24 protein-coding genes are annotated in these 25,512 nt (G+C 65.7%); 22 read left to right on the forward strand and 2 right to left on the reverse strand.

The features are described 5' to 3' along the window. Positions 1 to 13: 13 nt before the first annotated feature. Complete coding sequence (locus C7T96_RS03805; protein ID WP_245414050.1) at positions 14 to 847, reverse strand: alpha/beta hydrolase; 834 nt, start codon at positions 845 to 847, stop codon at positions 14 to 16. Positions 848 to 1,060: 213 nt separating this feature from the next. Between C7T96_RS03805 and C7T96_RS03810 the strand changes: the two genes are divergently transcribed. The 19 genes from C7T96_RS03810 (at position 1,061) to C7T96_RS03900 (ending at position 20,352) form a co-directional block, all read left to right on the forward strand. Next, a complete protein-coding gene (locus C7T96_RS03810; protein ID WP_106569801.1) occupies positions 1,061 to 3,352 on the forward strand; it encodes a bifunctional salicylyl-CoA 5-hydroxylase/oxidoreductase in 2,292 nt (763 codons plus the stop codon). 2 nt (positions 3,353 to 3,354) lie between these two features. Beyond that, the gene (locus C7T96_RS03815) at positions 3,355 to 4,110 is read left to right on the forward strand and encodes an SDR family NAD(P)-dependent oxidoreductase (RefSeq protein ID WP_106569802.1); all 756 of its coding nucleotides are present in this window, start codon (positions 3,355 to 3,357) and stop codon (positions 4,108 to 4,110) included. Next, complete coding sequence (locus C7T96_RS03820; protein ID WP_106569803.1) at positions 4,104 to 4,580, forward strand: MarR family transcriptional regulator; 477 nt, start codon at positions 4,104 to 4,106, stop codon at positions 4,578 to 4,580. Before C7T96_RS03815 ends, C7T96_RS03820 begins: the two co-directional genes overlap by 7 nt. Continuing rightward, positions 4,577 to 5,389, forward strand: a complete 813-nt coding sequence (locus C7T96_RS03825; protein WP_106569804.1) for an enoyl-CoA hydratase family protein — start codon at positions 4,577 to 4,579, stop codon at positions 5,387 to 5,389. The genes C7T96_RS03820 and C7T96_RS03825 overlap by 4 nt, the downstream gene beginning before the upstream one ends. Then, positions 5,389 to 6,531, forward strand: a complete 1,143-nt coding sequence (locus C7T96_RS03830) for an acyl-CoA dehydrogenase family protein (protein WP_106569805.1) — start codon at positions 5,389 to 5,391, stop codon at positions 6,529 to 6,531. The genes C7T96_RS03825 and C7T96_RS03830 overlap by 1 nt, the downstream gene beginning before the upstream one ends. Before the next feature lie 18 nt (positions 6,532 to 6,549). Then, a complete protein-coding gene (locus C7T96_RS03835; RefSeq protein ID WP_106569806.1) occupies positions 6,550 to 8,175 on the forward strand; it encodes an AMP-binding protein in 1,626 nt (541 codons plus the stop codon). Then, on the forward strand, positions 8,172 to 9,365 hold the full coding sequence (gene kynU, locus C7T96_RS03840) for a kynureninase (RefSeq protein WP_106569807.1): 1,194 nt from the start codon (positions 8,172 to 8,174) through the stop codon (positions 9,363 to 9,365). Before C7T96_RS03835 ends, kynU begins: the two co-directional genes overlap by 4 nt. Continuing rightward, complete coding sequence (gene kynA / locus C7T96_RS03845) at positions 9,362 to 10,198, forward strand: tryptophan 2,3-dioxygenase (protein WP_106569808.1); 837 nt, start codon at positions 9,362 to 9,364, stop codon at positions 10,196 to 10,198. The genes kynU and kynA overlap by 4 nt, the downstream gene beginning before the upstream one ends. Before the next feature lie 109 nt (positions 10,199 to 10,307). Next, positions 10,308 to 11,447 carry an ABC transporter substrate-binding protein gene (locus tag C7T96_RS03850; RefSeq protein ID WP_106569809.1) on the forward strand — a complete coding sequence of 380 codons (1,140 nt, stop codon included), beginning with the start codon at positions 10,308 to 10,310 and terminating at the stop codon, positions 11,445 to 11,447. A gap of 180 nt (positions 11,448 to 11,627) precedes the next feature. Next, entirely contained in the window at positions 11,628 to 12,548 is a 921-nt protein-coding gene (locus tag C7T96_RS03855) for a branched-chain amino acid ABC transporter permease (RefSeq protein WP_106569810.1), read from the forward strand. Positions 12,549 to 12,550: 2 nt separating this feature from the next. Next, positions 12,551 to 13,531, forward strand: a complete 981-nt coding sequence (locus tag C7T96_RS03860) for a branched-chain amino acid ABC transporter permease (RefSeq protein ID WP_106569811.1) — start codon at positions 12,551 to 12,553, stop codon at positions 13,529 to 13,531. Further along, positions 13,524 to 14,273, forward strand: coding sequence for an ABC transporter ATP-binding protein (locus tag C7T96_RS03865; RefSeq protein ID WP_106569812.1), 750 nt, complete (start codon positions 13,524 to 13,526; stop codon positions 14,271 to 14,273). Before C7T96_RS03860 ends, C7T96_RS03865 begins: the two co-directional genes overlap by 8 nt. Continuing rightward, positions 14,273 to 14,956 carry an ABC transporter ATP-binding protein gene (locus tag C7T96_RS03870; protein ID WP_106569813.1) on the forward strand — a complete coding sequence of 228 codons (684 nt, stop codon included), beginning with the start codon at positions 14,273 to 14,275 and terminating at the stop codon, positions 14,954 to 14,956. The genes C7T96_RS03865 and C7T96_RS03870 overlap by 1 nt, the downstream gene beginning before the upstream one ends. Positions 14,957 to 14,997: 41 nt before the next feature. After that, positions 14,998 to 15,381, forward strand: a complete 384-nt coding sequence (locus C7T96_RS03875) for a RidA family protein (protein WP_280951712.1) — start codon at positions 14,998 to 15,000, stop codon at positions 15,379 to 15,381. 87 nt (positions 15,382 to 15,468) lie between these two features. Continuing rightward, positions 15,469 to 16,344, forward strand: coding sequence for a DMT family transporter (locus tag C7T96_RS03880; RefSeq protein ID WP_106569815.1), 876 nt, complete (start codon positions 15,469 to 15,471; stop codon positions 16,342 to 16,344). A gap of 222 nt (positions 16,345 to 16,566) precedes the next feature. After that, the gene (locus tag C7T96_RS03885; protein ID WP_106569816.1) at positions 16,567 to 17,349 is read left to right on the forward strand and encodes an ABC transporter ATP-binding protein; all 783 of its coding nucleotides are present in this window, start codon (positions 16,567 to 16,569) and stop codon (positions 17,347 to 17,349) included. Further along, positions 17,349 to 18,065: an ABC transporter ATP-binding protein gene (locus tag C7T96_RS03890; protein WP_106569817.1), complete on the forward strand. Its 717-nt coding sequence runs from the start codon at positions 17,349 to 17,351 to the stop codon at positions 18,063 to 18,065. The genes C7T96_RS03885 and C7T96_RS03890 overlap by 1 nt, the downstream gene beginning before the upstream one ends. Further along, positions 18,062 to 19,087, forward strand: a complete 1,026-nt coding sequence (locus C7T96_RS03895) for a branched-chain amino acid ABC transporter permease (protein ID WP_199190402.1) — start codon at positions 18,062 to 18,064, stop codon at positions 19,085 to 19,087. The genes C7T96_RS03890 and C7T96_RS03895 overlap by 4 nt, the downstream gene beginning before the upstream one ends. After that, complete coding sequence (locus tag C7T96_RS03900; protein WP_106569818.1) at positions 19,084 to 20,352, forward strand: branched-chain amino acid ABC transporter permease; 1,269 nt, start codon at positions 19,084 to 19,086, stop codon at positions 20,350 to 20,352. Before C7T96_RS03895 ends, C7T96_RS03900 begins: the two co-directional genes overlap by 4 nt. A 138-nt stretch (positions 20,353 to 20,490) precedes the next feature. On the opposite strand, the gene C7T96_RS03905 is transcribed toward C7T96_RS03900, so the two are convergent. Further along, positions 20,491 to 21,702, reverse strand: a complete 1,212-nt coding sequence (locus tag C7T96_RS03905; RefSeq protein ID WP_199190403.1) for an ABC transporter substrate-binding protein — start codon at positions 21,700 to 21,702, stop codon at positions 20,491 to 20,493. 293 nt (positions 21,703 to 21,995) lie between these two features. On the opposite strand from C7T96_RS03905, the gene aztC reads away from it, so the two are divergent. From aztC to C7T96_RS03920, 3 genes are all read left to right on the forward strand, one after another. Continuing rightward, positions 21,996 to 22,991, forward strand: coding sequence for a zinc ABC transporter substrate-binding protein AztC (gene aztC, locus C7T96_RS03910; protein ID WP_106569998.1), 996 nt, complete (start codon positions 21,996 to 21,998; stop codon positions 22,989 to 22,991). 87 nt (positions 22,992 to 23,078) lie between these two features. Continuing rightward, the gene (locus C7T96_RS03915) at positions 23,079 to 24,281 is read left to right on the forward strand and encodes a metallochaperone AztD (protein WP_245414051.1); all 1,203 of its coding nucleotides are present in this window, start codon (positions 23,079 to 23,081) and stop codon (positions 24,279 to 24,281) included. 11 nt (positions 24,282 to 24,292) lie between these two features. Then, positions 24,293 to 25,501, forward strand: coding sequence for a GTP-binding protein (locus C7T96_RS03920; protein WP_106569999.1), 1,209 nt, complete (start codon positions 24,293 to 24,295; stop codon positions 25,499 to 25,501). The last annotated feature ends 11 nt before the right edge of the window (positions 25,502 to 25,512 follow it).

A 25,512-nucleotide genomic window follows, 5' to 3' on the forward strand; every position in this document is an offset into this window, starting at 1 on the left:
TCCGCCGCCGGCCTCACCCTGTCAACAAGGTTCGCGTCAAGGCGTGACCGGGCTCGGCCAGACCGTCGATAACGTTGAAGTGGTGGCGGTCCGGCTCGACCACGCAGGCAGTCTCGGCGCCGCAGCCGGTCCAGGCATTGGCCAAAAGCGCGTTCTGGCGCAAGAACTCGGAACGTTCGTTGCCGCCGACCCAACAGCACACGCGCGCCCCCGGCATCGGATCGAGAAGCGCTGGGCTTTGCGCGCGCGCCTCTTCGGCATCGATCTTCAAATCGGCGTTCATGGCGGTACGCATGATCGGGCGCAGATCGTGCACGCCGGAAATCGACACCACGTTGCGAATGCGGGCGCGCAGGTCGGGCGCAAGCGGCGACGTCGCCGACACCATGCAGCTGACGAGATGGCCGCCGGCGGAGTGGCCGGCAAGCATGACGGGGCCCTGGATGCGCCCCGCCGCATGGGCGATCGCTACGCCGACCTCCTCGACAATGCCGGCGATGCGGATTTGCGGACAGAGCGTGTAGGAGGGCATGGCGACCGCATAGCCGTTTTCGACCGCGCCGGCGGCAAGGTGCGACCAGAAACTCTTGTCGAGCCGCAGCCAGAACCCGCCATGAACGAACACGACCAGCCCTACGGCCTCATCTTCGGGCATGAACAGATCGTAGCGGTTGCGCGCGCCTTCGCCGTAGGCCTGGTCGAGATGCGCCCTGCCCTCACCCGCCAGCCGATCGCGAAAGGCTTGCGCCGGCTCCACCCAGGCATCAGGCCAACGCTCGCCGCCGGCGATGTTGGGCCCGTTGGCATAGGCGTCGTTCCAGTCGTCCACACGGCGATAATTGGTCACGCTCAGTCCCTCTCTGGCCGGTGCGTTCGCGGTCCGGCTTCGTTCCGCGACCCGACCCCGGCGCATTCCGTTTCTCGCCACATCGTGCGGCCTTGTCGAGCCAGGGTCCAGAGTGCGGCCCAGTACAAAATATTTCAACCTTGAAATTTCATGCTTGAAATATTGGCCGGCCTTTGACATGGTTTATCTGTCGCGCAGGGAGGAACGCCCGACATGAAAATCGCCATTCTCGGCGGCGGGCCCGCCGGCCTTTATTTCGCGATCTCGATGAAGCTTCGCGACGCCGCCCACGAGGTCACCGTCTTCGAACGCAACCGTCCCGACGACACGTTCGGCTGGGGCGTGGTGCTGTCGGACGAAACCCTCGACAATCTCGCCGCCAACGATGCCGCCAGCGCGGAAAAGATCCGCAAGCATTTCGCCTATTGGGACGACATCGCCGTGTTTTATCGCGGTACGCAGACCGTCTCGACCGGCCATGGGTTCTGCGGCATCGGACGCATGCGGCTCCTGCTGCTGCTTCAGGAACGCGCCCGCGAACTCGGCGTCGACTTGCGCTTCGAGACCGAGGCCGATGAGCCACAACATTACATGGACCGTTACGACCTCGTGGTCGCCTCGGACGGGCTCAACTCCAAGGCGCGCACCGCGTTCGCCGACATTTTCAAGCCCGACATCGACGTGCGCGCCTGCAAATTCGTCTGGCTCGGCACGCACCAGAAATTCAACGACGCCTTCACCTTCATCTTCGAGGAGACCGACAAGGGCTGGGTATGGGCGCACGCCTACCAGTTCGACGACGACACGGCGACCTTCATCGTCGAGTGCTCGGAGGAGACCTGGGCGCGATTCGGCTTCGGCGAGATGTCGAAGGAGGAGTCGATCGCAACCTGCGAGGCGATCTTCAAGGACCATCTCGGCGGCCATGCGCTGATCTCCAACGCCAACCATATCCGCGGCTCGGCCTGGCTCAACTTCCCGCGAGTCCTGTGCGAGCGCTGGTCGCACAAGAACCTGGCGCTGATGGGGGATGCGGCGGCAAGCGCGCATTTTTCGATCGGCTCGGGCACCAAGCTGGCGCTGGAGAGCGCGATCGCACTCGCCGACTACGTCACCAGCGAACCCGATCTGGAGTCCGCCTTTCGCAAATACGAGGACGCGCGCCGGCTGGAAGTGCTGCGCCTGCAATCGGCGGCGAGGAACTCGCTGGAATGGTTCGAGGAGGTCGAGCGCTATCTCGATCTCGACCCGGTCCAGTTCAACTATTCGCTGCTGACGCGCTCGCAGCGCATCAGCCACGAAAATCTGCGCCTGCGCGACAAGGACTGGCTGGAAGGCGCCGAGCGCTGGTTTCACGGTCAGGCCGGCAACGACATCAACATCGCGCGCGCGCCGATGTTTGCGCCGTTCAAGCTGCGCGACATGGCGTTGAAGAACCGCATCGTGGTCTCGCCGATGGCGCAGTACAAGGCGGTGGACGGCTGCCCGACCGACTGGCATTTCGCCCACTATGCCGAACGCGCCAAGGGCGGCGCCGGACTGGTCTATATCGAGATGACCTGCGTCAGCCCCGAGGGCCGGATCACGCCGGGTTGTCCGGGATTCTATGCGCCCGAGCACGAGGCCGCCTGGACCCGGCTGGTCGATTTCGTCCATGCCGAAACCGAGGCCAAGATCTGCGCCCAGATCGGCCATTCCGGCGCGAAAGGCTCGACCCAGCTCGGCTGGCAGGACATGGACGCGCCGTTGGAAACCGGCAACTGGCCGCTGCTGTCGGCTTCCGAGGTCGCCTGGTCGCCGCAAAACCCCACGCCGAAGGCAATGGACCGCGCCGACATGGATATGGTGCGCGACCAATTCGTGGCCGCCGCCGAGATGGCCGAACGCTGCGGCTTCGACATGCTCGAACTGCACATGGCGCACGGCTATCTGCTGTCGTCCTTCATCACCCCGCTGACCAATACGCGCACGGACGACTATGGCGGCTCGCTGGAAAACCGCATGCGCTACCCGCTGGAGGTCTATCGCGCGGTGCGTGACGCGTGGCCCGACAACAAGCCGATCTCGGTGCGCATCTCGGCCAATGACTGGGTCGGCGAAGACGGCATCACGCCGCAGGACGCGGTCGAGATCGCCGGTCTGCTGCGGGAGGCAGGCGTCGACATTTGCGACGTATCGGCCGGCCAGACCTCGATCCGCGCCAAGCCGGTCTATGGCCGCATGTTCCAGACGCCGTTTTCCGACCGGATCCGCAACGAGACCGGCATGGCGACGATGGCGGTGGGCAATATCTACGAACCCGATCACGCCAACTCGATCCTGATGGCCGGCCGCGCCGATCTGGTGTGTCTGGCCCGGCCGCATCTTGCCGATCCCTACTGGACGCTGCACCAGGCCGGCGCGCTCGGCGACCGCCAGGTCAAGTGGCCCGATCCCTATCTGCCCGGCCGCGACCAGCTCTACCGCCTGGCCGAACGCCAGGACCAGATGACGGGCAAGGTGTGACGATGGAAACGCGTCACGCGCTGGTCACCGGCGGCGGCTCCGGGGTGGGCAAAGCGATCGCCATCGCGCTCGCCGAGGCCAGCATCGAGGTAACGATCTGCGGCCGGCGCCAGCAGAGCCTCGACACGGTGGCCCAGTCCAACCCGCGCATTCACGGCGTCAGCGCCGACGTGACCGACGAAGCCTCGGTCAGGGCGCTCTACGAAACTGCGGAAGCCGCGCGCGGGGCCTTCGACATCGTGGTCGCCAATGCCGGCATGTCGGGCAGCGCGCCAGCCCACAAGACCACGCTCGGCGACTGGCAACGCACGCTCGACGTCAATCTGACCGGCGCCTTCCTGACCGTGCGGCCGGCGCTCGCCGGCATGCTGGAACGCAGGCGCGGCCGCATCGTCTTCGTCGCCTCGACTGCCGGCCTGAAGGGCTATGCCTATGTTGCGCCCTATGTCGCGGCGAAACACGGCGTGGTCGGACTGATGCGGGCGCTTGCGAGCGAGACCGCCAAGTCGGGCGTGACGGTGAACGCGGTGTGTCCGGGCTTTACCGAGACCGAGATGCTGGACGGCTCGATCGCCCGGATCGTCGAAAAGACCGGACGCAGCGCGTCGGAAGCGCGCGCCATGCTTGCCGCGACCAATCCGCAAGGCCGACTGATCGAGCCCGACGAGGTCGCCGCCACGGTGCTGTGGCTTGCCGGCGAGGACGCGCGCTCGATCACCGGCCAGGCGATCTCGGTGTCGGGAGGCGAGACATGGTAAGCGGGCTGGTCGCGACAATCGGCCACCGGTCGGGCAACAAGGAGCGGCTGCTCTTGTGGATTCGGCTGTTGCGCGCCTCGCGCATGATCGAAAGCGAGCTGCGGGAGCGGCTGAAGCGCGATTTCAACTCCACACTGCCGCGCTTCGACGTGATGGCCGCGCTCTATCGCGCCCCTGACGGCATGCTGATGAGCGACCTGTCACGCTTTCTGCTGGTGTCGAACGGCAACGTGACCGGTATCGTCGACCGGCTGGTGTCGGACGGCTTCGTCAGCCGCGCGCGCCGCGACGGCGACCGCCGTACCTCTATCGTGACCCTGACCGAGCGGGGGCGCGACGAATTCCAGCGCATGGCGCGGGTCCACGAGGACTGGATCGGCGACCTGCTCGGCGACGTCGATGAGGCCGACGCCAAACGGCTTTCGACAATGCTCAAATCGTTCCGCAGCAATTGGGAGGGCGAGACTTGACCGCAATGGCAGGCCTGAAACCGCGGCATTTCCTCTGGGAGGCCGAAAACGGCGTGGCGCGGGTGCGGCTCAACCGCCCCGAACGCAAGAACCCGCTGACCTTCGAGAGCTATGCCGAGTTGCGCGACACGTTCCGCCAGCTCGCCTATGCCGACGATATCGACGTGGTGGTGTTCTTGCCCAATGGCGACAATTTCTCCTCGGGCGGCGACGTGCACGACATTATCGGACCGCTGGTCGCGATGGACATGAAGCAATTGCTGGCCTTCACCCGCATGACCGGCGATCTGGTCAAGGCGATGCTGAACTGCTCCAAGCCGATCATTGCCGCCGTCGACGGGGTGGCGGTGGGTGCGGGCGCGATCATCACCATGGCCTCCGACATCCGGCTGGCGACGCCGCAGGCCAAGACCGCCTTCCTGTTCACCAAGGTCGGGCTGGCGGGCTGCGACATGGGCGCGTGCGCCATGCTGCCCAGGATCATCGGCCAGGGCCGCGCGGCGGAACTGCTTTATTCCGGCCGCTCGATGAGCGCGGAGGAAGGCGAGCGCTGGGGTTACTACAATCGGCTGATCGAGGCCGAGACGCTTGAAGCGGAGGCGTTGACGCTCGCGAAATCAATCGCTTCCGGCCCGACCTTCGCACATGGAATCACCAAGACCCAGTTGAACCAGGAATGGTCTATGGGTCTCGACCAGGCGATCGAGGCCGAAGCGCAGGCGCAGGCGATCTGCATGCAGACCAAGGATTTCGAACGCGCCTATCACGCCTTCGTCGCCAAGCAGAAACCCGTATTCGAGGGAAATTGATGGCTGACCGCAGCTTCCTGTCCTGGCCGTTTTTCGAGGACCGCCACCGCGACCATGCCGAACGGCTGGAGGGTTGGTGCGCCCAAAACCTGCCGGTCGCACATGACGACGTCGACCAGGCCTGCCGGCAGATCGTTGCGGCGCTCGGCCGCGATGGCTGGCTCCAGCCCACGGCGGTCGATCCCGCCGCGCCCGGCCCGCTCGACGTGCGCACGCTGTGTCTGACCCGCGAGACACTGGCCCGCCATGACGGGCTCGCCGACTTCGCCTTCGCCATGCAGGGGCTCGGCACCGGCGCGATCAGCCTGTTCGGATCGCCGCAGCAACGCGAATGGCTGGAAAAGACCCGGCGCGGCGAGGCGATTTCGGCCTTCGCGCTGTCGGAACCGCGCTCGGGCTCCGATGTCGCCAACATGGACATGAGCGCGACGCGAGACGGCGGCGACTACGTGCTTTCGGGCGAAAAGACTTGGATTTCCAACGGCGGCATCGCCGACGTATACAGCGTGTTCGCTCGCACCGGCGACGCGCCGGGCGCCAAGGGCATTTCGTGTTTCGTGGTGCCGGCCGACACGCCGGGCCTCGAAATCGCCGAGCGGATCGAGGTGGTCGCGCCGCACCCACTGGCGCGGCTTTCCTTCAACGATGTGCGCGTGCCGGCGAGCGCGATGGTCGGTAAACCCGGCGAAGGGTTCCGCATCGCCATGTCAGTGCTCGACGTCTTCCGCTCCACCGTCGGCGCGGCAGCGCTCGGCTTTGCCCGGCGCGCGCTCGACGAAAGCCTGGCGCGGGCCGGCGGCCGGGAACTGTTCGGGGCGCCGCTGTTCGACCTGCAGATGGTGCAGGGCCACCTCGCCGACATGGCGCTCGACGTCGATGCGGCCGCGCTGCTCATCTACCGCGCCGCCTGGACCAAGGATTCAGGCGCGCCGCGCGTGACCCGCGAAGCGGCAATGGCCAAGCTCTACGCCACCGACCGGGCACAGGAAGTAATCGACAAGGCGGTGCAGCTTCATGGCGGCGACGGCGTTCGCCGGGGTCACATCGTGGAGAGCCTCTACCGGGAGATCCGGGCGCTCAGGATCTATGAAGGTGCCTCGGACGTGCAGAAAATCGTCATCGCCAGGCAGATTGCCAACTAAACCAGCAGGGGAAAAACAATGCTCGGACCGACGGGACATACGGACACATTTTCCCGCGACAACCTGCCGACTCAGGATGCGTGGCCGGGTTTCCTGCTCGACGGCTTCGACTACCCCGACTATCTCAACGTGGGCGTGGAACTGACCGACCGCCTGGTCGAACAGGGCTTTGGCGACCGCACGGCGCTGATCGGCAACGGGCGCCGGCGCACCTACAAGGAACTTGCCGACTGGACCAACCGCCTCGCCCATGCGCTGGTCGAGGATTACGGCGTCAAGCCGGGCAACCGGGTGCTGATCCGCGGTCCCAACAATCCGGCCATGGTCGCCTGCTGGTTGGCCGCGACCAAGGCCGGCGCGGTGGTGGTCAACACTATGCCGATGCTGCGCGCCGGGGAACTTGCCAAGATCGTCGACAAGGCGGAGATCGCACTGGCGCTGTGCGATACGCGCGCCAAGGACGAGCTCGTCGCCTGCGCCAAGGACAGCAAATTTTTGAAACAGGTCGTCGGCTTCGACGGCACCGCCAATCACGACGCCGAACTCGACCGCGTCGCGCTCGACAAATCGGTGATCTTCGAGGCGATCAAGACCGGCCGCGACGACGTCGCGCTGCTCGGTTTCACCTCGGGCACGACCGGCGTGCCGAAGGCGACGATGCATTTTCACCGCGACCTTCTGATCATCGCCGACGGCTATGCCAAGGAAGTGCTGCAAGTGACCCCCGACGACGTGTTCGTCGGCTCGCCGCCGCTCGCCTTCACCTTCGGCCTCGGCGGCCTGGCGATCTTCCCGCTGCGCTTCGGCGCGGCCGCCACGCTGTTGGAAAGCGCCACGCCACCCAACATGATCGAGATCATCGAGACCTACAAGGCGACGGTCTCCTTCACCGCGCCGACGGCCTATCGCGCCATGCTGGCGGCGATGGAGGACGGCGCCGACCTGTCCTCGCTCAGGGTGGCGGTGTCGGCGGGCGAAACCCTGCCGGCCCCGGTTTTCGAGGCCTGGACCCAAAAGACCGGCAAGCCGATCCTCGACGGCATCGGCGCGACGGAAATGCTGCACATCTTCATCTCCAACCGTTTCGACGACATGCATCCGGCCACGACCGGACGGCCGGTCACCGGCTACGAGGCCAGGATCGTCGACGCCGACATGAACGAGGTGCCGCGCGGCACGGTCGGCAAGCTCGCCGTGCGCGGCCCGACCGGCTGCCGCTACCTCGCCGACGATCGTCAGCGCGATTATGTCAGAGACGGCTGGAACCTGACCGGCGACGCCTTCTACCAGGACGAGGACGGACGCTTCCACTTTGCCGCGCGTACCGACGACATCATCGTGTCGGCCGGCTACAACATCGCCGGACCGGAAGTCGAAGCCGCGCTTCTCGCCCATGCCGACGTCGCCGAATGCGCCGTCATCGGCGCGCCCGACGAGGCGCGCGGCGAGATCGTTCAGGCGCATGTGGTGCTCGTTGAAGGCCGCGTCGGCGACGAGGCGATGACCAAGCGCCTGCAGGACCACGTCAAGGCGACGATCGCGCCGTATAAATATCCGCGCTCGGTGGTCTTCATCGCGGCGCTTCCCAAGACCCAGACCGGCAAAATCCAGCGTTTCAGGCTTCGCCAGGACACGCAGGCATGACCGATTTTTCCAAAACCCGCGCCCTGTTCCACCTGCCCGACGGTCTTGTCTATCTCGACGGCAACTCGCTCGGCCCGCTGCCGAAAAAGGCGGTCGACAAGACGGCGACGATGATGCGCGAGGAATGGGGCGAGATGCTTATCCGCGGCTGGAACGCCGCCGGCTGGATGGCTCAGCCGCGGCAGGTCGGCGATCGCGTCGGGCGGTTGATCGGCGCGCCTGAGGGGTCGGTCGTGCTGGGCGACACGCTGTCGATCAAGGTCTACCAGGCGCTCGCCTCGGCGCTGGAACTGCGGCCGCAGCGCAAGGTGGTCTTGTCCGACAACGGCAATTTCCCGACCGACCTCTATATGGCGTCCGGGCTGATCCAGTCGCTCGACAAGGGCCACGAGTTGAAGATCGTCGCGCCGGAAGAGGTCGAGGACGCGATCGACGACACGGTGGCGGCGCTGATGCTGACGGAGGTCGACTACCGTACCGGGCGCCTGCACGACATGAAGCGCCTGACGGAGAAGGCGCATGCCGCGGGCGCGCTGGCGATCTGGGATCTCGCGCATTCTGCCGGCGCGCTGCCGGTCGATCTCGCCGGCGCCGACGCCGATTTCGCGGTCGGTTGCACCTATAAATATCTCAATGGCGGCCCCGGCGCCCCGGCCTTCATCTATGTCGCGCCAAGGCTGGCCGAAAAGGTCCGCCCCGCCCTTTCGGGCTGGCTCGGCCACGACGCGCCGTTCGCCTTCGACCTGGACTACCGAGCCGGCCGGGGCATCGACCGGATGCGGGTCGGCACACCGCCGGTAATCGCGCTGGCTGCCCTCGACGCCGCGCTTGACGCCTGGGAAGGCGTCGACATGGCCGATCTGCGCGCCGCCTCGATCCGGCTTTCGGAGCGCTTCATCGTGGAGGTCGAACGGCGCTGTCCCGATTTGACGCTCGGCTCGCCGCGCGACCCGGAGCAGCGCGGCAGCCAGGTCTCCTTCCTGCACGACAACGGCTATGCCATCATGCAGGCACTGATCGCGCATGACGTGATCGGCGATTTCCGCGCGCCGAACGCGATGCGGTTCGGCTTCACGCCGCTTTACCTCGGCGAGGACGAGGTGGTCGCCGGCGCCGAACGGCTCGAACGCATCCTGGTCGAGCGGCTTTGGGACCGTCCCGAGTTCCACGAAAGGGCTGCCGTGACATGAGCGCTTCCTACGACCCCTCCAGCGACGGCGCGGTGACGGATTTCGCGAGCAAGATGTCCTATGGCGACTATCTGCACCTCGACAGGATCCTCAGCGCACAAGCGCCGAAATCCGACTCGCCCGACGAGATGCTGTTCATCATCCAGCATCAAACCTCGGAACTGTGGATGAAGCTCGCCGTGCACGAGGTCACTTCCGCGCTCGCCGCCCTGCGTGGCGACGCCCTGCAACCGGCGTTCAAGATGCTGACCCGGGTGGCGCGCATCTTCGAGCAGCTGAACAGCGCCTGGGACGTGCTGCGCACGATGACGCCGAGCGAATATACTCGCTTTCGCGCCGCCCTCGGCCAGTCCTCCGGCTTCCAGTCCTGGCAGTATCGCGCCATCGAGTTTCTGGCCGGAAACCGCAATACGGCGATGCTGAAGGCGCACGCGCACGATCAGGCGGTGACGGCGCGGCTGGAGGCGATCCTGGAGCGGCCGAGCCTCTACGACGAGGCGCTGCTTCTGCTTGCCCGCCAGGGCTTCGAGATCGGCGTGGACGCCAAGCGCAAGGAATGGCGCTCGAGACGCGAGGAAAGCGCGACGGTGCTGGCGGCGTGGAAATCGGTCTACCAACAGCCCGAACGCTACTGGCAACTCTACGAGCTGGCGGAGAAGCTGGTCGATTTCGAGGACTATTTCCGGCGCTGGCGCTTCAACCACGTCACCACCGTGGAACGCATCATCGGACTGAAGCGCGGAACGGGCGGGACGTCGGGCGTGAGCTATCTGCGCAAGATGTTGGAGGTGGAACTGTTTCCGGAGTTGTGGAAAGTCAGAACCGAACTATGACGGCGGGCCGAGGCACCACGGCCGCGCCGGGCGGATCGCAAGCCGGCCCCGGGCCGGGATGGACCGTTCAAAGATCGGGTGTCGTAGGGAACGAAACAGGGAGACGACCATGAAGAAATTTCTTGCAGCGGGCGTGATCGCCCTTTCCGCCAGCGTTGCCGGCGCGGCCTTCGCCGAACCGGTCAAGGTCGGCATGATCACCACCTTGTCGGGCGGTGGCGCCGGGCTCGGCGTCGACGTGCGCGACGGCTTCATGCTGGCGCTCAAACAGGCCGGCAATTCCGACGTTGAGCTGATCGTGGAGGACGATGCCCGCAAGCCGGAACTGGCCGTGCAGATCGCCGACAAGATGATGCAGAGCGACAAGGTCGACATTCTGACCGGCATCATCTGGTCGAACCTGGCGATGGCCGTCGTGCCGAACGCCGTCAATCAGGGTACCTTCTACCTGTCGCCCAATGCCGGCCCCTCGGCGCTTGCCGGCGCCAACTGCAACAAGAACTATTTCAACGTCGCCTGGCAGAACGACAATCTGCACGAGGCGGCGGGCGCCTATGCCGCGGAGGCCGGCTACAAGAAGGTCTTCATCATGGCGCCGAACTATCCGGCCGGCACCGACGCGCTGACCGGCTTCAAGCGCTTCTACAAGGGCGAACCGGCCAACGAGGTCTATACCAAGCTCGGACAGACCGACTACGCCGCCGAGATCGCCCAAATCCGCGCTTCCGGCGCCGACGCGGTGTTCTTCTTTCTGCCCGGCGGCATGGGCATCGCCTTCATGAAGCAATATGCCCAGTCGGGCGTCGAGCTGCCGCTGGTCGGCCCGGCTTTCTCCTTCAGCCAGGACATTCTCGGCGCGGTCGGCGACGCCGCGATCGGCGTCAAGAACACCTCGCAATGGTCGAAGGACATCGACAACGACACCAACAAGGCGTTCGTCGAGACCTTCCAGGCCGAATATGGCCGCTTGCCCTCGCTCTATGCCAGCCAGGGTTTCGACACCGCCAACCTCATCCTGTCGGCGGCGGCCAAGGCGGACGTGAAGGATCAGGACGCGTTTCGCGCGGCGCTGAAGGAAGCCGATTTCAAATCGACGCGCGGCGACTTCGCCTTCGCCGACAACCACCATCCGATCCAGGACATCTATGTCCGCGAGGTGATCAAGGAAGGCGACACGCTCACCAACAAGATCGTCGGCGTCGCGCTGGAAGATCATCAGGACGCCTACGCGGCCGACTGCAAGATGTAACGCAACGAGCGCCCTCTCCCCGCCCGCGGGGAGAGGGCGGCGACCGGCCGCCGCGGCGCGGCAGAGCCCGCCCGCATGCGCTCGGTCGCCACTTCGCCCCTTCCCCAATCCGGCCCGCCGGGCCGCCTTCTCCCCGATGTAGCGGGAGAAAGGTTCCCGCTTCCAACGTTCAGGACGACCGTGCAAACCGCGCTCCTCATCGAACAGATCCTCAACGGCCTTCAATTCGGCGTCATGCTGTTCTTGATGGCTGCCGGCCTGACGCTGATCTTCGGCGTCATGGGCCTGATCAACCTCGCCCACGGCTCGCTCTACATGATCGGCGCCTTCGCCTGCGCGACGGTTGCCGCGGCGACCGGCTCGTTCTGGCTCGGGCTGGTGGCGAGCCTGGCCGCGGCGGCGGCGGCCGGCGCACTGGTGGAAATAACCGTCATCCGGCGGCTCTACGACCGCGACCATCTCGACCAGGTGCTGGCGACCTTTGCGCTGATCCTGATCTTTTCGGAGGGCACGCGCTGGGTGTTCGGCTCGTTTCCGCTTTATCTCGACATCCCACCGCTCTTGCGCGGCGCGCTGCCGCTGCCGGGCGGCGGCGCGTATCCGGCCTACCGGCTGGCAATCATCGGGGTGGGCATCGCGGTCGCGGTCGGCCTTTACCTGCTAATTTCGCGGACGCGGCTCGGCATGCGCATCCGCGCCGGCGAATCCGACCGGGAGATGATCGCCGCCCTCGGGGTCGACATTCGCACGCTCTACACCGTCGTGTTCGCGCTCGGCGCCGCACTGGCCGGGCTGGCCGGCGCGCTGGTCGGGGCGCTGCAGTCGGTCCAGGTCGGCATGGGCGAGCCGGTGCTCATCCTTGCCTTCGTGGTGATCGTCATCGGCGGCATCGGTTCCATCAAGGGCGCGCTGGTCGGGGCGGTGCTGGTCGGCGTGATCGACACGCTCGGCCGGTTCCTGCTGCCGGTCGTGTTCGCCACCTTCATGGACGCCTCCGCCGCTGCCGGCATCGGCGCGGCTCTCGCCTCCATGCTGATCTACGTGTTCATGGCGCTCGTGCTGGCCATTCGCCCGCAGGGCCTGTTTTCGGCGCAGGGTTGACGATGATGGGCAATCCTCGCGAAAGCATCCTCAACCTCGTGCTCGTTCTGGCCCTGGCCGCGATCCCGCTGGTCGCCGCCGGCATGGGCGAACCGTTTTACGTCACGCTTGCCACCCGCATGGCGATCCTGGCCCTGGCCGCGGTCGGGCTGAACTTCCTGCTTGGGTTGGGCGGGTTGGTCTCGTTCGGCCACGCGGCGTTTTTCGGTATTGGCGGCTACGTCGCCGGCATCGCAGCCACACACGCCTTCAACAACGAGCCGCTGCTGTTCGGCCTTCCCGGTACCAACCAGATGATCGTCATCTGGCTGGTCGCGATCCTCCTGTGCGGGCTCGCCGCGCTCGCGATCGGCGTCATCTCGCTGCGCACCAGCGGGGTCTACTTCATCATGATCACACTCGCCTTCGCGCAGATGATCTACTATTTCGCGATCTCCTGGCCGGCCTATGGCGGCGAGGACGGGCTGTCGATCTATGTCCGAAACGGGTTTCCCGGCGTCAACACGCTGAACGGCCTGCACTTCTTCTATCTGTGCTTTGGCCTCCTGCTTGCCGCGCTGGCCGTATTTTCCGTGTTGCGCAACTCCCGCTTCGGCGCGGCGCTCGAAGCTTCCAGGCAAAACCAGCAGCGCCTCGCGGCCGTCGGGATCGCCCCGTTTCGCATCAAGCTCGTCGCCTTCGCCATCTCCGGTATGATCACCGGGCTGGCCGGCGCGCTGTTTGCCGACCTCAACCGCTTCGTCAGCCCATCGATGCTGTCCTGGCATATGTCGGGCGAGCTGATCGTGCTGATCATCCTGGGCGGCACCGGGCGGCTGTTCGGGCCGGTCGCCGGCGCCATGGTCTACGTCCTGTTCGAATTCTATCTCGGCGGCATCACCGAGCGCTGGCAGTTCTTCCTCGGGCTGATCCTACTCGGCGTCGTCTTGTTCGCGCGCGGCGGCGTGGTCGGCCTGATCGCGGGAAAGGCACGTCATGGCTGAGCCCATCCTCGAGATCCGCAACCTCAACAAGAGCTTCGGCGCCCTGAAGGCGACCGACAATGTCAGCCTCGATCTGCGCGCCGGCGAAATCCATGCGCTGATCGGGCCCAACGGTGCCGGCAAATCGACGCTGATCCACCAGATCGCCGGGTCGCTGCGGCCCGGCAGCGGCACGATCCGGTTTCTGGGCCGCGACATCGGCGCGCTCGGCGTTCCCGAGCGCACACGGCTCGGGCTCGGCCGCACCTTCCAGATCTCGTCGCTTGCGCCGGACTATTCGGCGCTGCGCAACGTCATGCTGGCCGTGCAGGCACGTCAGGGCACGAGTTTCCGCTTCCTCAAGCCGGTGATGGCCGACCGCTCGCTGCGCGAGCCGGCGCTGGAAGCCCTGGAACAGGTAGGGCTGGCCGAGCGGGCGGACGTCCCGGCGGCGGAACTGTCGCACGGCGAGCGGCGCCAGCTCGAGATCGCGATCGCGCTCGCCCTCGGCTCCAAGGCCTTCCTGCTCGACGAACCGATGGCCGGCATGGGACCGGAGGGCTCCAAGGCGCTGACGACGTTTCTCGACGGGCTGCGCGCCGAAGCGCCGATCCTGCTGGTCGAACACGACATGGATGCGGTGTTCGCACTTGCCGACCGCATCTCCGTGCTCGTCTACGGTCGTATCATCGCCACCGGCACGGTCGACGAAATCCGGCACAATCCCGACGTGCGGCAAGCCTATCTCGGGGAGGAAGGGTGATGCTGCTCGAAGCCACCGGACTACAGACCTTCTATGGCGCCAGCCAGGCCCTGTTCGGCGTCGACCTGGCCGTGGGCGAAGGCGAGGTCGTCGCTCTGATGGGCCGCAACGGCATGGGCAAGACCACGACGATCCGGTCGATCTGCGGCCTGAACCCGCCACGCGCCGGCACGCTGCGCTTCGCCGGGTCGAGCCTTCAGGGTCTGCGCCCGCACCGCGTCGCCCGGCTCGGCATCGGGCTGGTGCCGGAGGGGCGGCGCTGCTTTCCCAACCTCACCGTCGAGGAAAATCTGATTGCGGCGGCGCGTCCGGGCGCCTGGACGCTCGCCCGCATCGAGGCGCTTTTTCCCCGGCTTGCCGAGCGCCGGCGCCAATATGCCATTTCGCTCTCGGGCGGCGAACAGCAGATGCTGGCCGTCGGCCGCGCGCTGATGACCAATCCGAAGCTCCTGATCCTCGACGAGGCGACGGAAGGCCTCGCGCCGGTGATCCGGCAGGATATCTGGAGCTCGATCCGCAAGCTCAAGGACGAGGGCCAGGCGATCCTGGTCGTCGACAAGACCATGTCGGAACTGCTTCCCGTGGCCGATCGCTGCGTCGTGCTCGAAAAGGGCACGACGGTATGGAACGGGCTGCCGGCGGAGCTTTCCGACGACATCCGCAACCGTTATCTCGGCGTCTGACAAGAAAGGGCAAAACCTTGCACGCGTCCTCCCACGAACTTTTGAACCCATCCCATTGGAAAACCGCCAAAGGCTACGCCAACGGCATCATGGCCGAAGGGCGTACGGTCTTCGTCGCCGGGCAGATCGGCTGGAACGGCCAGCAGGAATTCGAGACCGACGACTTCGCCGGCCAGGTCCGCCAGGCTCTGCAAAACGTCGTCGACGTGCTGGCCGAAGCGGGCGCCGGACCGGAGCACGCCACACGCATGACGTGGTACATCACCGACAAGCGTGAATATCTCGATCGGCTTTCCGACGTCGGGGCGGCCTATCGTGACGTGATGGGCCGCAATTTTCCGGCCATGACCATGGTCCAGGTCGCCGACCTGATCGAGGACCGCGCCAAGGTCGAGATCGAAGTGACCGCGGTGTTGCCGTCCTGAGCGGCCGAACCACACGGCAAGTGCTGGACCAACGGCCGGCAGGCGCATGCGCTTGCCGGGGCCGGCGGGCTTTGCCAAACACGCCCGATGAGCGCGGAACCCTCGAACCTCAAAGCGGCCCTGTGGATGGCCGGCTGGCTGGCATTGATGCTGACCATGACGGTCGCCGGCCGCGAAGCCACGCGCGAACTCGACGTCTTCCAGATCATGGAGATGCGCTCCATCATCGGCCTGCTGCTGCTCTATCCGGTGATCCGCATGGCCGGCGGCCTGCGTTCGGTGCGCACCGCAAAGCTGCCGCGCCATATCGGCCGCAACGTGGTGCATTACGGCGCGCAGTTCGCCTGGTTCTACGCGCTGGCGCTTATTCCGATCGCCCAACTGGTCTCGATCGAGTTCACCATGCCGATCTGGACGGCGATCCTGGCGGCGGCGTTTCTGGGCGAGCGTATCAATGGCTGGAAGATCGCCGCGATCGTGCTCGGCCTGATCGGGGTTGCCATCATCGTTCGCCCGGGCGCCGCCGCGCCGGATATCGGCCAGTTGTTCGCGCTGTTCGCGGCGATCGGCTTCGGCATCTCGGTGGCGCTGGTGAAGTCGCTCACCCGCCACGACAGCGTTCCCACGATCATTTTCTGGATGCTGGTGGTGCAGTCCCTGCTCGGCATCGTCCCGGCGCTGGCGGTCTGGCAATGGCCGTCGCCGACGGTGATGCCGTGGATCGTCGTCATCGCCTTTTGCGGCACCTATTCCCACTATTGCATGGCGCGCGCGATGCTGCATGCCGATGCCACAACGGTGGTGCCGATGGATTTCCTGCGCGTGCCGCTTTCGGCCCTTCTGGCCTGGCTGGTCTATCAGGAGGGGATCGATGTCTACACCGTCATCGGCGCTGCGCTCATCCTTGCCGGCAACACCCTCAATCTCAAGCAGGGCGGAACGGCACGCATCCGCCCCAGCTGACACAACAGGCGGTGACACTGAAAACAGGGCGCGCAGGCGCGCCTGTCCCACCCAGCCGGTGGACAAGCCGCACAAGCGCTCCTTTGTCGGCAGGGCTTGCCTTGTCAAACGCCCTCCCCCCTTATATGAGCGGGCGAGGCGAGAGCAGTCACACAGAAACGGCACCGAAAAAGCCGGCATGCTCCGACGAGCGGGAAACAGGCAGCATTACAAGCAGGCCGCATGGCGACGATCATTGACGTCCAGGACGTGACGAAGCGTTTCGGCAACGTGCTCGCGGTCGACCGGTGTTCGCTGCAGGTCGAACAAGGCACCATCACCGGCCTGATCGGCCCCAACGGCGCTGGCAAGACGACGCTGTTCAACATGGTCGCCGGCGCCTTCGCGCCCAGTTCCGGGCGCATCCTGCTCGACGGCGAGGACGTGACCGGGCTTGAGGCGCACGCGCTTTTCGCGCGCGGCCTGCTGCGCACTTTCCAGATCGCGCAAGAATTCTCGCATATGACGGCGCTGGAAAACCTGATGATGGTGCCGGCGCGCCAGGCGGGCGAAAACTTCTTCAACGCCTGTTTCCGGCGCGGTGCGGTGCTCGCCGAGGAGGCGCAAACGCGCAAGAAGGCGGAGGACGTGCTCGGCATCCTCAAGCTCACCCATGTCAAGAACGAAAAGGCGGGCAATCTGTCGGGCGGGCAAAAGAAGCTGCTCGAACTGGGGCGCGTGATGATGGCCGAGCCGCGGGTGGTGCTGCTCGACGAGATCGCCGCCGGCGTCAACCGCACGCTGCTCAACGACCTCGCCGCGGTCGTCCAGCGCCTCAACCGCGAGGACGGGCTTACCTTCTTCGTCATCGAGCACGACATGGATCTGATCGCGCGGCTGTGCGATCCGGTGATCGTCATGGCCGCGGGAACCGTCATGGTCGAAGGGCCGATGTCGGAAATCCGCAACAACGCCGACGTAATCGAAGCGTATTTCGGCGGCACGCCCGCCGATGGAGGGCGCTGATGGCCCTGCTGGACATTCGCGACATCCACGCCGGTTATGGCGGGGCGAACATCCTCAACGGCGTCAGCATCGCCATCGAGGCCGAAGAGATCGGCGTCATCGTCGGGCCCAACGGTGCCGGCAAGTCGACGACGCTGAAGGCACTGTTCGGCCTTCTCACCATCTCCAAGGGCAGCATCACCTTCGAGGGAAGCGACATCACCAACACGCCACCGGAAAGCCTGGTCAAGCAGGGCCTTTCCTTCGTGCCGCAGGAATATAACGTCTTTCCCACCATGAGCGTGCACGAAAACCTGGAAATGGGGGCCTATGTCAGGCGCGACGATTTCCGCCACCTCGTCGACCAGGTCTATGGCTTCTTCCCGCCGCTGAAGGACAAGCGCCGCCAGCCGGCGGGCGAACTGTCCGGCGGCCAGCGCCAGATGGTGGCGATCGGACGCGCTCTGATGACGGAACCGCGCCTACTGCTGCTCGACGAGCCGACCGCCGGCCTGTCGCCGCTGTTCACCAGCGAGATCTTCGAACGCATCGTCGCCATCAACGCCGCCGGCACCGGTATTTTGATGGTGGAGCAGAATGCGCGCCAGGCGCTGGCGATCGCACACAAGGGGTTCGTGCTCGCCGGCGGACAGAACCGCTTCACCGGCACCGGGCAGGAATTGCTCGACGATCCGGACGTGGCCAAAAGCTTTCTCGGCGGGGAGGACCAGCCATGACCGAGGTCGATCTGCTGACCGCCCTGCCGGTGCGCGAGTTCGTGTTCTTCATCAACAAGGGCATCATCGCCGGGCTGATCATCGGCTCAATCTATGCGCTCGGCGCGGTCGGGGTGACGCTGATCTTCGGTATTCTGCGGTTTGCCCATCTCGCCCATGGCGACATGATGACCACCGGCGCCTTCATCGCGCTGATACTGACCGCGCTCCTGCCCGGCGTCGGGGCGCTGGTCGGGCTGCCGACCGCCTTCGTGCTGATGCCGATCGCGATGGCGCTGACGGCGCTGCTGGCGATCGTGCTCGACCGCTGGTTCTACCGGCCGCTGCGGCAGGCCAATGTGCGCCCCGTCACCATCGTCATGGCCTCGGTCGGCGTCATGCTGATGATGCAGGGCCTGATCCGGCTGGTGTTCGGCACGGGAACCCGGCCGCTCTATGTCGGGGCCAAGGACATCTATCGCGTGCCGGTCGGCGACGGCTTCATCGTCGTTACCGAACCGCAATTGCTGTTGTTCGTGTTCACGGCGCTGTGCATCGTCGCGCTCCACTTCTTTCTCACGCGCGCGCGGCTCGGCAAGGCAATGCGCGCTGTCTCCGACAATGCCGACCTGGCTCGGGTGTCGGGCATTCCCACCGAGCACGTCGTGCGCGCCACCTGGATCATCGGCGGCGCGCTGGCGGCGGCCGGCGGCACGCTGCTGGCCCTCGACGTCACCTTGAAACCCGATCTGAGCTTCAACATCCTGTTGCCGATCTTCGCCGCGGCGATCGTCGGCGGGATCGGTCAGCCCTACGGCGCGGTGGCAGGCGGCCTGGTGGTCGGCTTCACCGAAACGCTGGCCGTGTTCAACTGGGCGATCCTGCTGAGGCCGCTCGCGCCGTTTCTGCCGGACTGGGTGGAACTGCCCACTCAACTCGCGCTGGTGCCGACCGAATACAAGATCGTCATTCCCTTCTTCATCCTGGTCGCGGTGCTGATCTGGCGACCGACGGGAATCTTCCGCGGGAGCGTGATCAAATGACGAACCGCGCCGGACGCGAGACCCTGCTGTTTGCCGGCCTGGCCGTCTTGATCGCCCTGGTCTTCGCCGCCCAGGGCGCGGCGTTCGGAACGCGCATGCTGGTCGAGGCAAGCTGCCTGGCGATCGTGGCGCTCGGCCTGACCATCCAATGGGGATATGCCGGCTTGTTCAATGTCGGCACGATGGGTTTCATCGCGATCGCAGCCTACACGACGGTGCTGGTCTCGTTTCCCGTCAACGGTGCCTTCTGGACGTCGAACGGCCCCGCCCTTCTCGGCAAGACCGCGCTTTACCTGGCTGTCGGTGGGCTTTTCACCTACGCGATGAGCCAGACCCACCGCCTCGGCCTGCCAAAGAAATTCCGCACGCTGCTCGCCCTGATCGCCGGTGCCGCGACCTATATCGCCGTCTCCGGCGCGCTCGGCCAGGCTGCCGCCCATATCGAGGGCGAAGCCGGCTTCATCGGCGGTTTCGGCCTGCCCGTGTGGATTGGCTGGCTCGGCGGCGGCATCGTGGCCGGCGCGCTCGGCTGGCTGATGGGCCGCATCACGCTCGGCCTGCGGGCCGACTATATGGCGATCGCCACGCTCGGCATCGCGGAGATCGTCAAGGCCTATCTGAAGAACGCCGACTGGCTGACGCGCGGGACGCTGACCGTCTCGCCGCTGCCCTGGCCGGTGCCCACGCCGGCCGATCTCGGCTTCGTCATGTCGCGCGCGGCCTATCTCAGCGTCACGGCGGTGATGATCGTGGTCATCTTCGTGCTCCTGCAGCGGGCCTGGGCCGCCCCCTGGGGCCGGATGATGCGCGCCATCCGCGACAACGAATTGTCGGCGGCCGCGATGGGCAAGGACATCAACCGGCGCCGGCTGGAAATGTTCGTACTCGGCAATGTCATCATCGGCATCGGCGGCGGCGCGCTGATCACCTTCAGCAGCATTTTCGACCCGTCGAGCTTCCTGCCGCTGAACCACACGTTCCTGGTCTGGGTGATGGTCATCCTGGGCGGTGCCGGCAACAATCTCGGCACGATTTTCGGCGCGCTGTTCGTCTATGTCATCTGGACGATGTCGGAGCCGGCGGCGCTGTTCCTGTTCGACCAGATCGCCTATTGGGGCGACAGGCTGTTCGACTGGCAGGCGCCGGCCGACATGACGACGCGGGCCCTGCAGATGCGGGTCTTCGTCATCGGCCTGACGATCACCCTGGTGCTGCGCTTCGCCCCGCGCGGCCTGATCCCCGAGCGGCCGGTCAAGTATGAATGACGGCGGCGCCCTTGCGCCGCCTCGTCGCCGTTGTCTGCAATTTTCAACCCGCTCCACTGCCGTGCGCGGCGGTGTGAGCCGCCCACGAAAAAGGCCCGGGACGCCCCCGGGCCTTTCGCATGGAAATGATCGGTCGAATTAGTCGACCTGGCCGACTTCCTTGAAGACCACGCCGTCGACGACCGTCTTGACGATCACGCCCGGCACGTCGCCGTTGTCGTCGAATTCGTGGCTGCCGGAGGCGCCCTCGTAATTGATGTCGGCGCCCTCGGCGAGAAGCTTCTTGGCCTTTTCCCATTCGCCCGGCAGAATCACCTCGCCCGGCGCGCTGGCCACCTCGCGCAACGCCTTGCTCAGCCCCTCACGGCCGCCATTGCCGTTCTTTTCGATGGCGAGCGCGATCAGGAACGCGGCATCGTAACCCTGCGGCACGAAGGTGCCGGTGGGCGGCACGCCGGCCTCTTCGGCGAGCTTGTTGAAGACGGACGTGCCGTCGGTCTCGCTGCTGCCGGGGCGAGTGGCGACCATGCCCTGCAGCGGTGCCTCGCCGACAGCGGGAACCAGCGTGTCGCTGATCATACCGTCGCCGCCGGCGAACTTGGCGAAGTCGCCGCCTTCGATAGCCTGGCGAATGATGGTTTGACCGGAGCCGTCGGCATAAGCGAGCACGACCAGCATGTCCGCACCGGAGCCGGCGAGCTGACCGATCTCAGCGCGGTAATCCGCCTTGCCGTCCTCGTGCGCCACGTTGGCAGCGACCGAACCGCCCTGCTCGGCAAACGCGGCCGCCAGCGCATCGGCGAAGCCTTTGCCGTAGTCGTTGTTGACATAGGTGACCGCGATGTTTTCGACGCCGTCGGCGCGCAGCGTCTTGGCCAGCATCTGGCCCTGATAGGCGTCAGACGGGGCGGTGCGGAAAACGAGATCGTTGTCGTCGAGCCCGGTCAGCGCCGGCGAGGTGGCAGCCGGCGAGATCAGCACCACGCCGCCTGGAATCGCGGCCGTGTTGGCCGCGGCGATGGTGGCGCCCGAGCACAGCGGCCCGACGAGGGCGGTCACATTCTCGGAGTTGACCATGCGGTCGGCGGCGCCGGAGGCGGCTGTGGTATCGGCGCAGGTCGAATCGCCCTGCACGAGATCGATCTTGCCGTCGAGAATGCCGCCCTGGGCATTGACCTGGTCGACGGCGAGCTTGACGCCCTCGAAGATCGGCGGTGTCAGGCTTTCGATCGGCCCGGTGAACCCTCCCAGAAAGCCGATCTTGACATCCTCTGCGCTGGCGGGCGCGGCCATGGCCAACGCCAAGCCGGCGACGGACGCCGCCATGACATTGCGAAATACGGTGCTCATGAAGAATCTCCCTGTTTGTCCGTCTCTTGGCATCCGCATGGCGGACCAGACGCTCCGCGCGCCGGACATGCACGGTAGCCGTGGGCCGATATTGGAATTGCATTAGTACTTTGTAAAGCCGTGCACCGGTGTTCGCCGCCAGGAATCCGCGCGCCGCCATCCCCGGCAAGCACGACCTTTAGACCGTAATAACATTACATCTTATCTTGACGAATGTAATAACATCACATACGCCTTGCACGTCGGCGCCGACCCTGGCGACGACGGAAATGCGTTTGACGAAGGAGTTGACGATGCGATCCCTGGCCCAAGCCGCCCTTGCCGGACTTTCCCTTGCCGTTGCGGCGCCGAGCGTGCAGGCCGGTGCGGAACCGTTCGACGTGGTGGCGAGCTTTTCCATCATCGGCGACTTCGCCCGCGAGGTCGGCGGCGATCGCATACGCCTGACCACGCTGGTGGGGCCGAACGGCGACGCCCACGTCTACGAACCCCGCCCGGCCGATGCCGCCGCCATGACCAAGGCACGCGTCGTTCTGGTCAACGGGCTGCAATTCGAAGGATTTCTCGACCGGCTGATCGAGGCCAGCGGTACCACCGCAGCCGTGGTCGAAGTCTCGAAGGGCGCGCATATCCTGCCCGTCGACGGAGAGGCTCACGACCATCACGCGGACGAGGACAAGGCGACCGACCATCATCATGACGAGGCCAGCGATGAGGACGGCCACGCCGAAAAGGATCACGCCGGACACAATCACGGCGCCTACGACCCGCACGCCTGGCAGTCCGTCGAGAATGCCGAGCGTTATGTCAAAAACATCGCCGAGGCCTTTTGCCTGACCGACCGCGACGGCTGCGCGACCTATCAGGAAAACGCCGCCGCCTATATCGGGCAGCTCCAGACGCTCGACGCCGACATCAAAACCGCGATCGGCGAGCTTCCGCAGGACAAGCGCACCATCATCACGTCGCACGACGCGTTCGGTTATTTCGAGCACGAATACGGCCTGCACTTCCTGGCCCCGAAGGGCCTGTCGACGGAGGCCGACGCCTCGGCGGCCGATATCGCGGCGCTGATCCGTCAGGTGCGCGAAGAACGCGCGTCCGCGATCTTTGTCGAAAACATCACCAATCCTCGCCTGGCCGAGCAGATCGCGGCCGAAACAGGCTTGCAACTGGGCGGGGCGCTCTATTCGGACGCGCTGTCCGATAAGGATGGCCCGGCGGCGACCTATATCGACCTGATGCGTCACAATCTGACGACTATCACCAGTGCCATCGCCGGCAGTTGAAGCCGGTCGCGCCAAGGAAAAAGCCGGTTTGTGCCGGTTTTTTCTGGCCATTAAATGTAATGTTATAACATATTGGATTTAATCGACATGGCCATACGTTTCCACCGTTCCATGATCCTGGCATGCGCCGCCACCTTTTTCGGCTGCCCGGCCAGCGCCGAACAAATCGAAGCCTGGCGGGTTTTCGTCGCCGACCATTCCGAGCCGGTGGTCCGGGCGATCGACCTTCGCGACGGTGACGAAATCGAGCGGTTTGCGCTCACCGGCGCGGCCCGGCTCCATCGTTCGCAAAGCGGGCGCATGGTCTATGCCGTGCAACGCGATGCCAACCGTGTCCAGATGATCGGCACCGGCATCGCGCTCGGCGATCATGGCGATCACGGAGACATCACGATCGGAGCACCGAGGCTGCTCAAGGCAACCCTCGCCGGGCAGAAACCGGTACATCTGGTCGAGCGCGATGGCATGGCCGCCGCCTTTTTCGACGATGAGGGCATTGCCCGGCTGGTGGCTGAGCATGCCGCGCTCGAGGGAACCGGAGAGCCGCAAGAGATCGCCAGCAGAGCACCGCATCACGGCGTAGCGATCCCGTTCGGCGTCCATATGCTGATGACGCGCCCCCACCCGAGCGACCCAGGCGCCCTGCCCGTCGGTCTCGACCTCTTCGGACCGGACGGCGCGCCGGCAATCGATTACGCCCCCTGTCCCGACCTGCATGGCGAGGCCCAATCCGGCAACCTCGTCGCCCTTGCCTGCGAGACCGGGCTGTTGGTCGTCGCGCCTGGCCAGGCGCGGCCGGAAATCCGCCACCTGCCCTATGCGGCCGGGCTGCCCGAGGGCAAGACGACCAAGCTCGTCGGCGGCACGGGGTTGCGCTATTTCCTCGGCAATTTCGCCCCGCGAGTTCTGGTACTGATCGACCCGATGCAAGAACAGGAAAACTTTCGCCTGGTCGAGCTCCCGACCCGCGCCGTGGATTTTGCCTCCCATCCGGCAAAGCCGCGTTTCGCACTGGCCTTCACCGAGGACGGCCATCTGCACCGGATCGACGTCGTCGCCGGCCGCATCGACCGTTCGGTGCGGCTGACCGGGCTCTACAGCATGGACGGCCACTGGAGCGATCCGCGACCGCGCATCGCTGTGGCGGGCCCGCGTATCGTGGTCAGCGATCCCCTGGCCGGCCAGCTTCATGTCGTCGACACCGAAACGTTCGAGACGATGGGCTCGATCGCGGTGGCAGGCGAACCGTTTTCGATCGTCGCTGTCGGCGGCGCCGGCGAAACGCATTGAAGGGCCGCGACATGCCAAGCGCAAATCCAAAACGGCGCCTACCGACGACCGTGCTGTCGGGCTTTCTGGGGGTTGGAAAAACCACCCTGCTCAACCATGTACTCAACAATCGCGAGGGGCGCCGGGTCGCCGTCATCGTCAACGATATGAGCGAGATCAATATCGACGCGGCCCTTTTGCGCGACGGTGGCGCCAACCTGTCGCGCACCCAGGAACGGCTTGTCGAAATGACCAATGGCTGCATCTGCTGCACCTTGCGCGACGACCTGCTGGATGCGGTGCGCGAACTGGCCGCGGCGGACAGATTCGACCACCTTTTGATCGAATCGACAGGCATCGCAGAACCGCTGCCGGTCGCGGCAACCTTCGCGTTTCGCGACGAAGCCGGCCGAAGCCTGTCCGACCTCGCGCGTCTCGATTCGATGATCACCGTGGTCGATGCCGTCAATCTTCTGAGGGATTACGGGTCGGCCGACTTTCTGCGCGATCGCGGCGAGACGGCGGGCGCCGACGACGACCGCGCCCTGGTCGACCTTCTGGTCGAACAGATCGAGTTCGCCGACACGATCGTACTCAACAAGGTCTCCAGCGTCCCGGCTCCGCAGCGCGCTATCGTGCGCCAGATCGTCAAGGCGCTGAATCCCGAGGCGGAACTGATTGAGACCGATTTCGGCGACGTCGCGGTCGCGCGCATCCTCGCGACAGGCCGTTTCGATCTCGACAAGGCGCAGGCCAATCCGCTGTGGTTCCAGGCCCTGCACGGTTTTCTCGACCATCGGCCCGAAACCGAGGAATATGGCGTGCGCTCGTTCGTCTATCGCGCACGCGCGCCCTTCGATCCGCTTCGCCTGAAGCAGTTCATCGACGGCACGTGGCCGGGCGTCGTCCGCGCCAAGGGCTTCTTCTGGCTTGCCACCCGGCCCGACCATGTCGGCGAACTCAGCCAGGCCGGCGCGCTGGTGCGCACGACACGGCGCGGCCGCTGGTGGGCGTCCGTGCCAGCGCGAAACTGGCCCGACGATGCCGAATGGCGGGCCGCCATGAAACCCTATCTCGATCCCATCTGGGGCGACCGGCGCCAGGAACTGGTCTTCATCGGCTGCGACCCGATGGACGAGACCCGGCTGCGCGCCGCGCTCGATTCCTGTCTTGTCGAGGCGCCGGACTTTACGCCGCAACGATGGCGATCAATGCCGGATCCGTTTCCCTCATGGTCGTGAGCAGCCGCCGG

It is taken from the genome of Nitratireductor sp. StC3, from assembly GCF_003015025.1.
Taxonomy (GTDB): Bacteria; Pseudomonadota; Alphaproteobacteria; order Rhizobiales; family Rhizobiaceae; genus Mangrovimarina; species Mangrovimarina alexandrii.

What these genes read in the sequence shown, in the direction of transcription:
- C7T96_RS03810 (WP_106569801.1), top strand. Translation starts at nt 1,061, where the DNA reads ATGAAAATCGCCATTCTCGGCGGCGGGCCCGCCGGCCTTTATTTCGCG.
- C7T96_RS03815 (WP_106569802.1), top strand. Translation starts at nt 3,355, where the DNA reads ATGGAAACGCGTCACGCGCTGGTCACCGGCGGCGGCTCCGGGGTGGGC.
- C7T96_RS03820 (WP_106569803.1), top strand. Translation starts at nt 4,104, where the DNA reads ATGGTAAGCGGGCTGGTCGCGACAATCGGCCACCGGTCGGGCAACAAG.
- C7T96_RS03830 (WP_106569805.1), top strand. Translation starts at nt 5,389, where the DNA reads ATGGCTGACCGCAGCTTCCTGTCCTGGCCGTTTTTCGAGGACCGCCAC.
- C7T96_RS03835 (WP_106569806.1), top strand. Translation starts at nt 6,550, where the DNA reads ATGCTCGGACCGACGGGACATACGGACACATTTTCCCGCGACAACCTG.
- kynU (WP_106569807.1), top strand. Translation starts at nt 8,172, where the DNA reads ATGACCGATTTTTCCAAAACCCGCGCCCTGTTCCACCTGCCCGACGGT.
- kynA (WP_106569808.1), top strand. Translation starts at nt 9,362, where the DNA reads ATGAGCGCTTCCTACGACCCCTCCAGCGACGGCGCGGTGACGGATTTC.
- C7T96_RS03850 (WP_106569809.1), top strand. Translation starts at nt 10,308, where the DNA reads ATGAAGAAATTTCTTGCAGCGGGCGTGATCGCCCTTTCCGCCAGCGTT.
- C7T96_RS03860 (WP_106569811.1), top strand. Translation starts at nt 12,551, where the DNA reads ATGATGGGCAATCCTCGCGAAAGCATCCTCAACCTCGTGCTCGTTCTG.
- C7T96_RS03865 (WP_106569812.1), top strand. Translation starts at nt 13,524, where the DNA reads ATGGCTGAGCCCATCCTCGAGATCCGCAACCTCAACAAGAGCTTCGGC.
- C7T96_RS03870 (WP_106569813.1), top strand. Translation starts at nt 14,273, where the DNA reads ATGCTGCTCGAAGCCACCGGACTACAGACCTTCTATGGCGCCAGCCAG.
- C7T96_RS03880 (WP_106569815.1), top strand. Translation starts at nt 15,469, where the DNA reads ATGAGCGCGGAACCCTCGAACCTCAAAGCGGCCCTGTGGATGGCCGGC.
- C7T96_RS03885 (WP_106569816.1), top strand. Translation starts at nt 16,567, where the DNA reads ATGGCGACGATCATTGACGTCCAGGACGTGACGAAGCGTTTCGGCAAC.
- C7T96_RS03890 (WP_106569817.1), top strand. Translation starts at nt 17,349, where the DNA reads ATGGCCCTGCTGGACATTCGCGACATCCACGCCGGTTATGGCGGGGCG.
- C7T96_RS03895 (WP_199190402.1), top strand. Translation starts at nt 18,062, where the DNA reads ATGACCGAGGTCGATCTGCTGACCGCCCTGCCGGTGCGCGAGTTCGTG.
- C7T96_RS03900 (WP_106569818.1), top strand. Translation starts at nt 19,084, where the DNA reads ATGACGAACCGCGCCGGACGCGAGACCCTGCTGTTTGCCGGCCTGGCC.
- C7T96_RS03905 (WP_199190403.1), bottom strand. Translation starts at nt 21,702, where the DNA reads ATGAGCACCGTATTTCGCAATGTCATGGCGGCGTCCGTCGCCGGCTTG.
- aztC (WP_106569998.1), top strand. Translation starts at nt 21,996, where the DNA reads ATGCGATCCCTGGCCCAAGCCGCCCTTGCCGGACTTTCCCTTGCCGTT.
- C7T96_RS03915 (WP_245414051.1), top strand. Translation starts at nt 23,079, where the DNA reads ATGGCCATACGTTTCCACCGTTCCATGATCCTGGCATGCGCCGCCACC.
- C7T96_RS03920 (WP_106569999.1), top strand. Translation starts at nt 24,293, where the DNA reads ATGCCAAGCGCAAATCCAAAACGGCGCCTACCGACGACCGTGCTGTCG.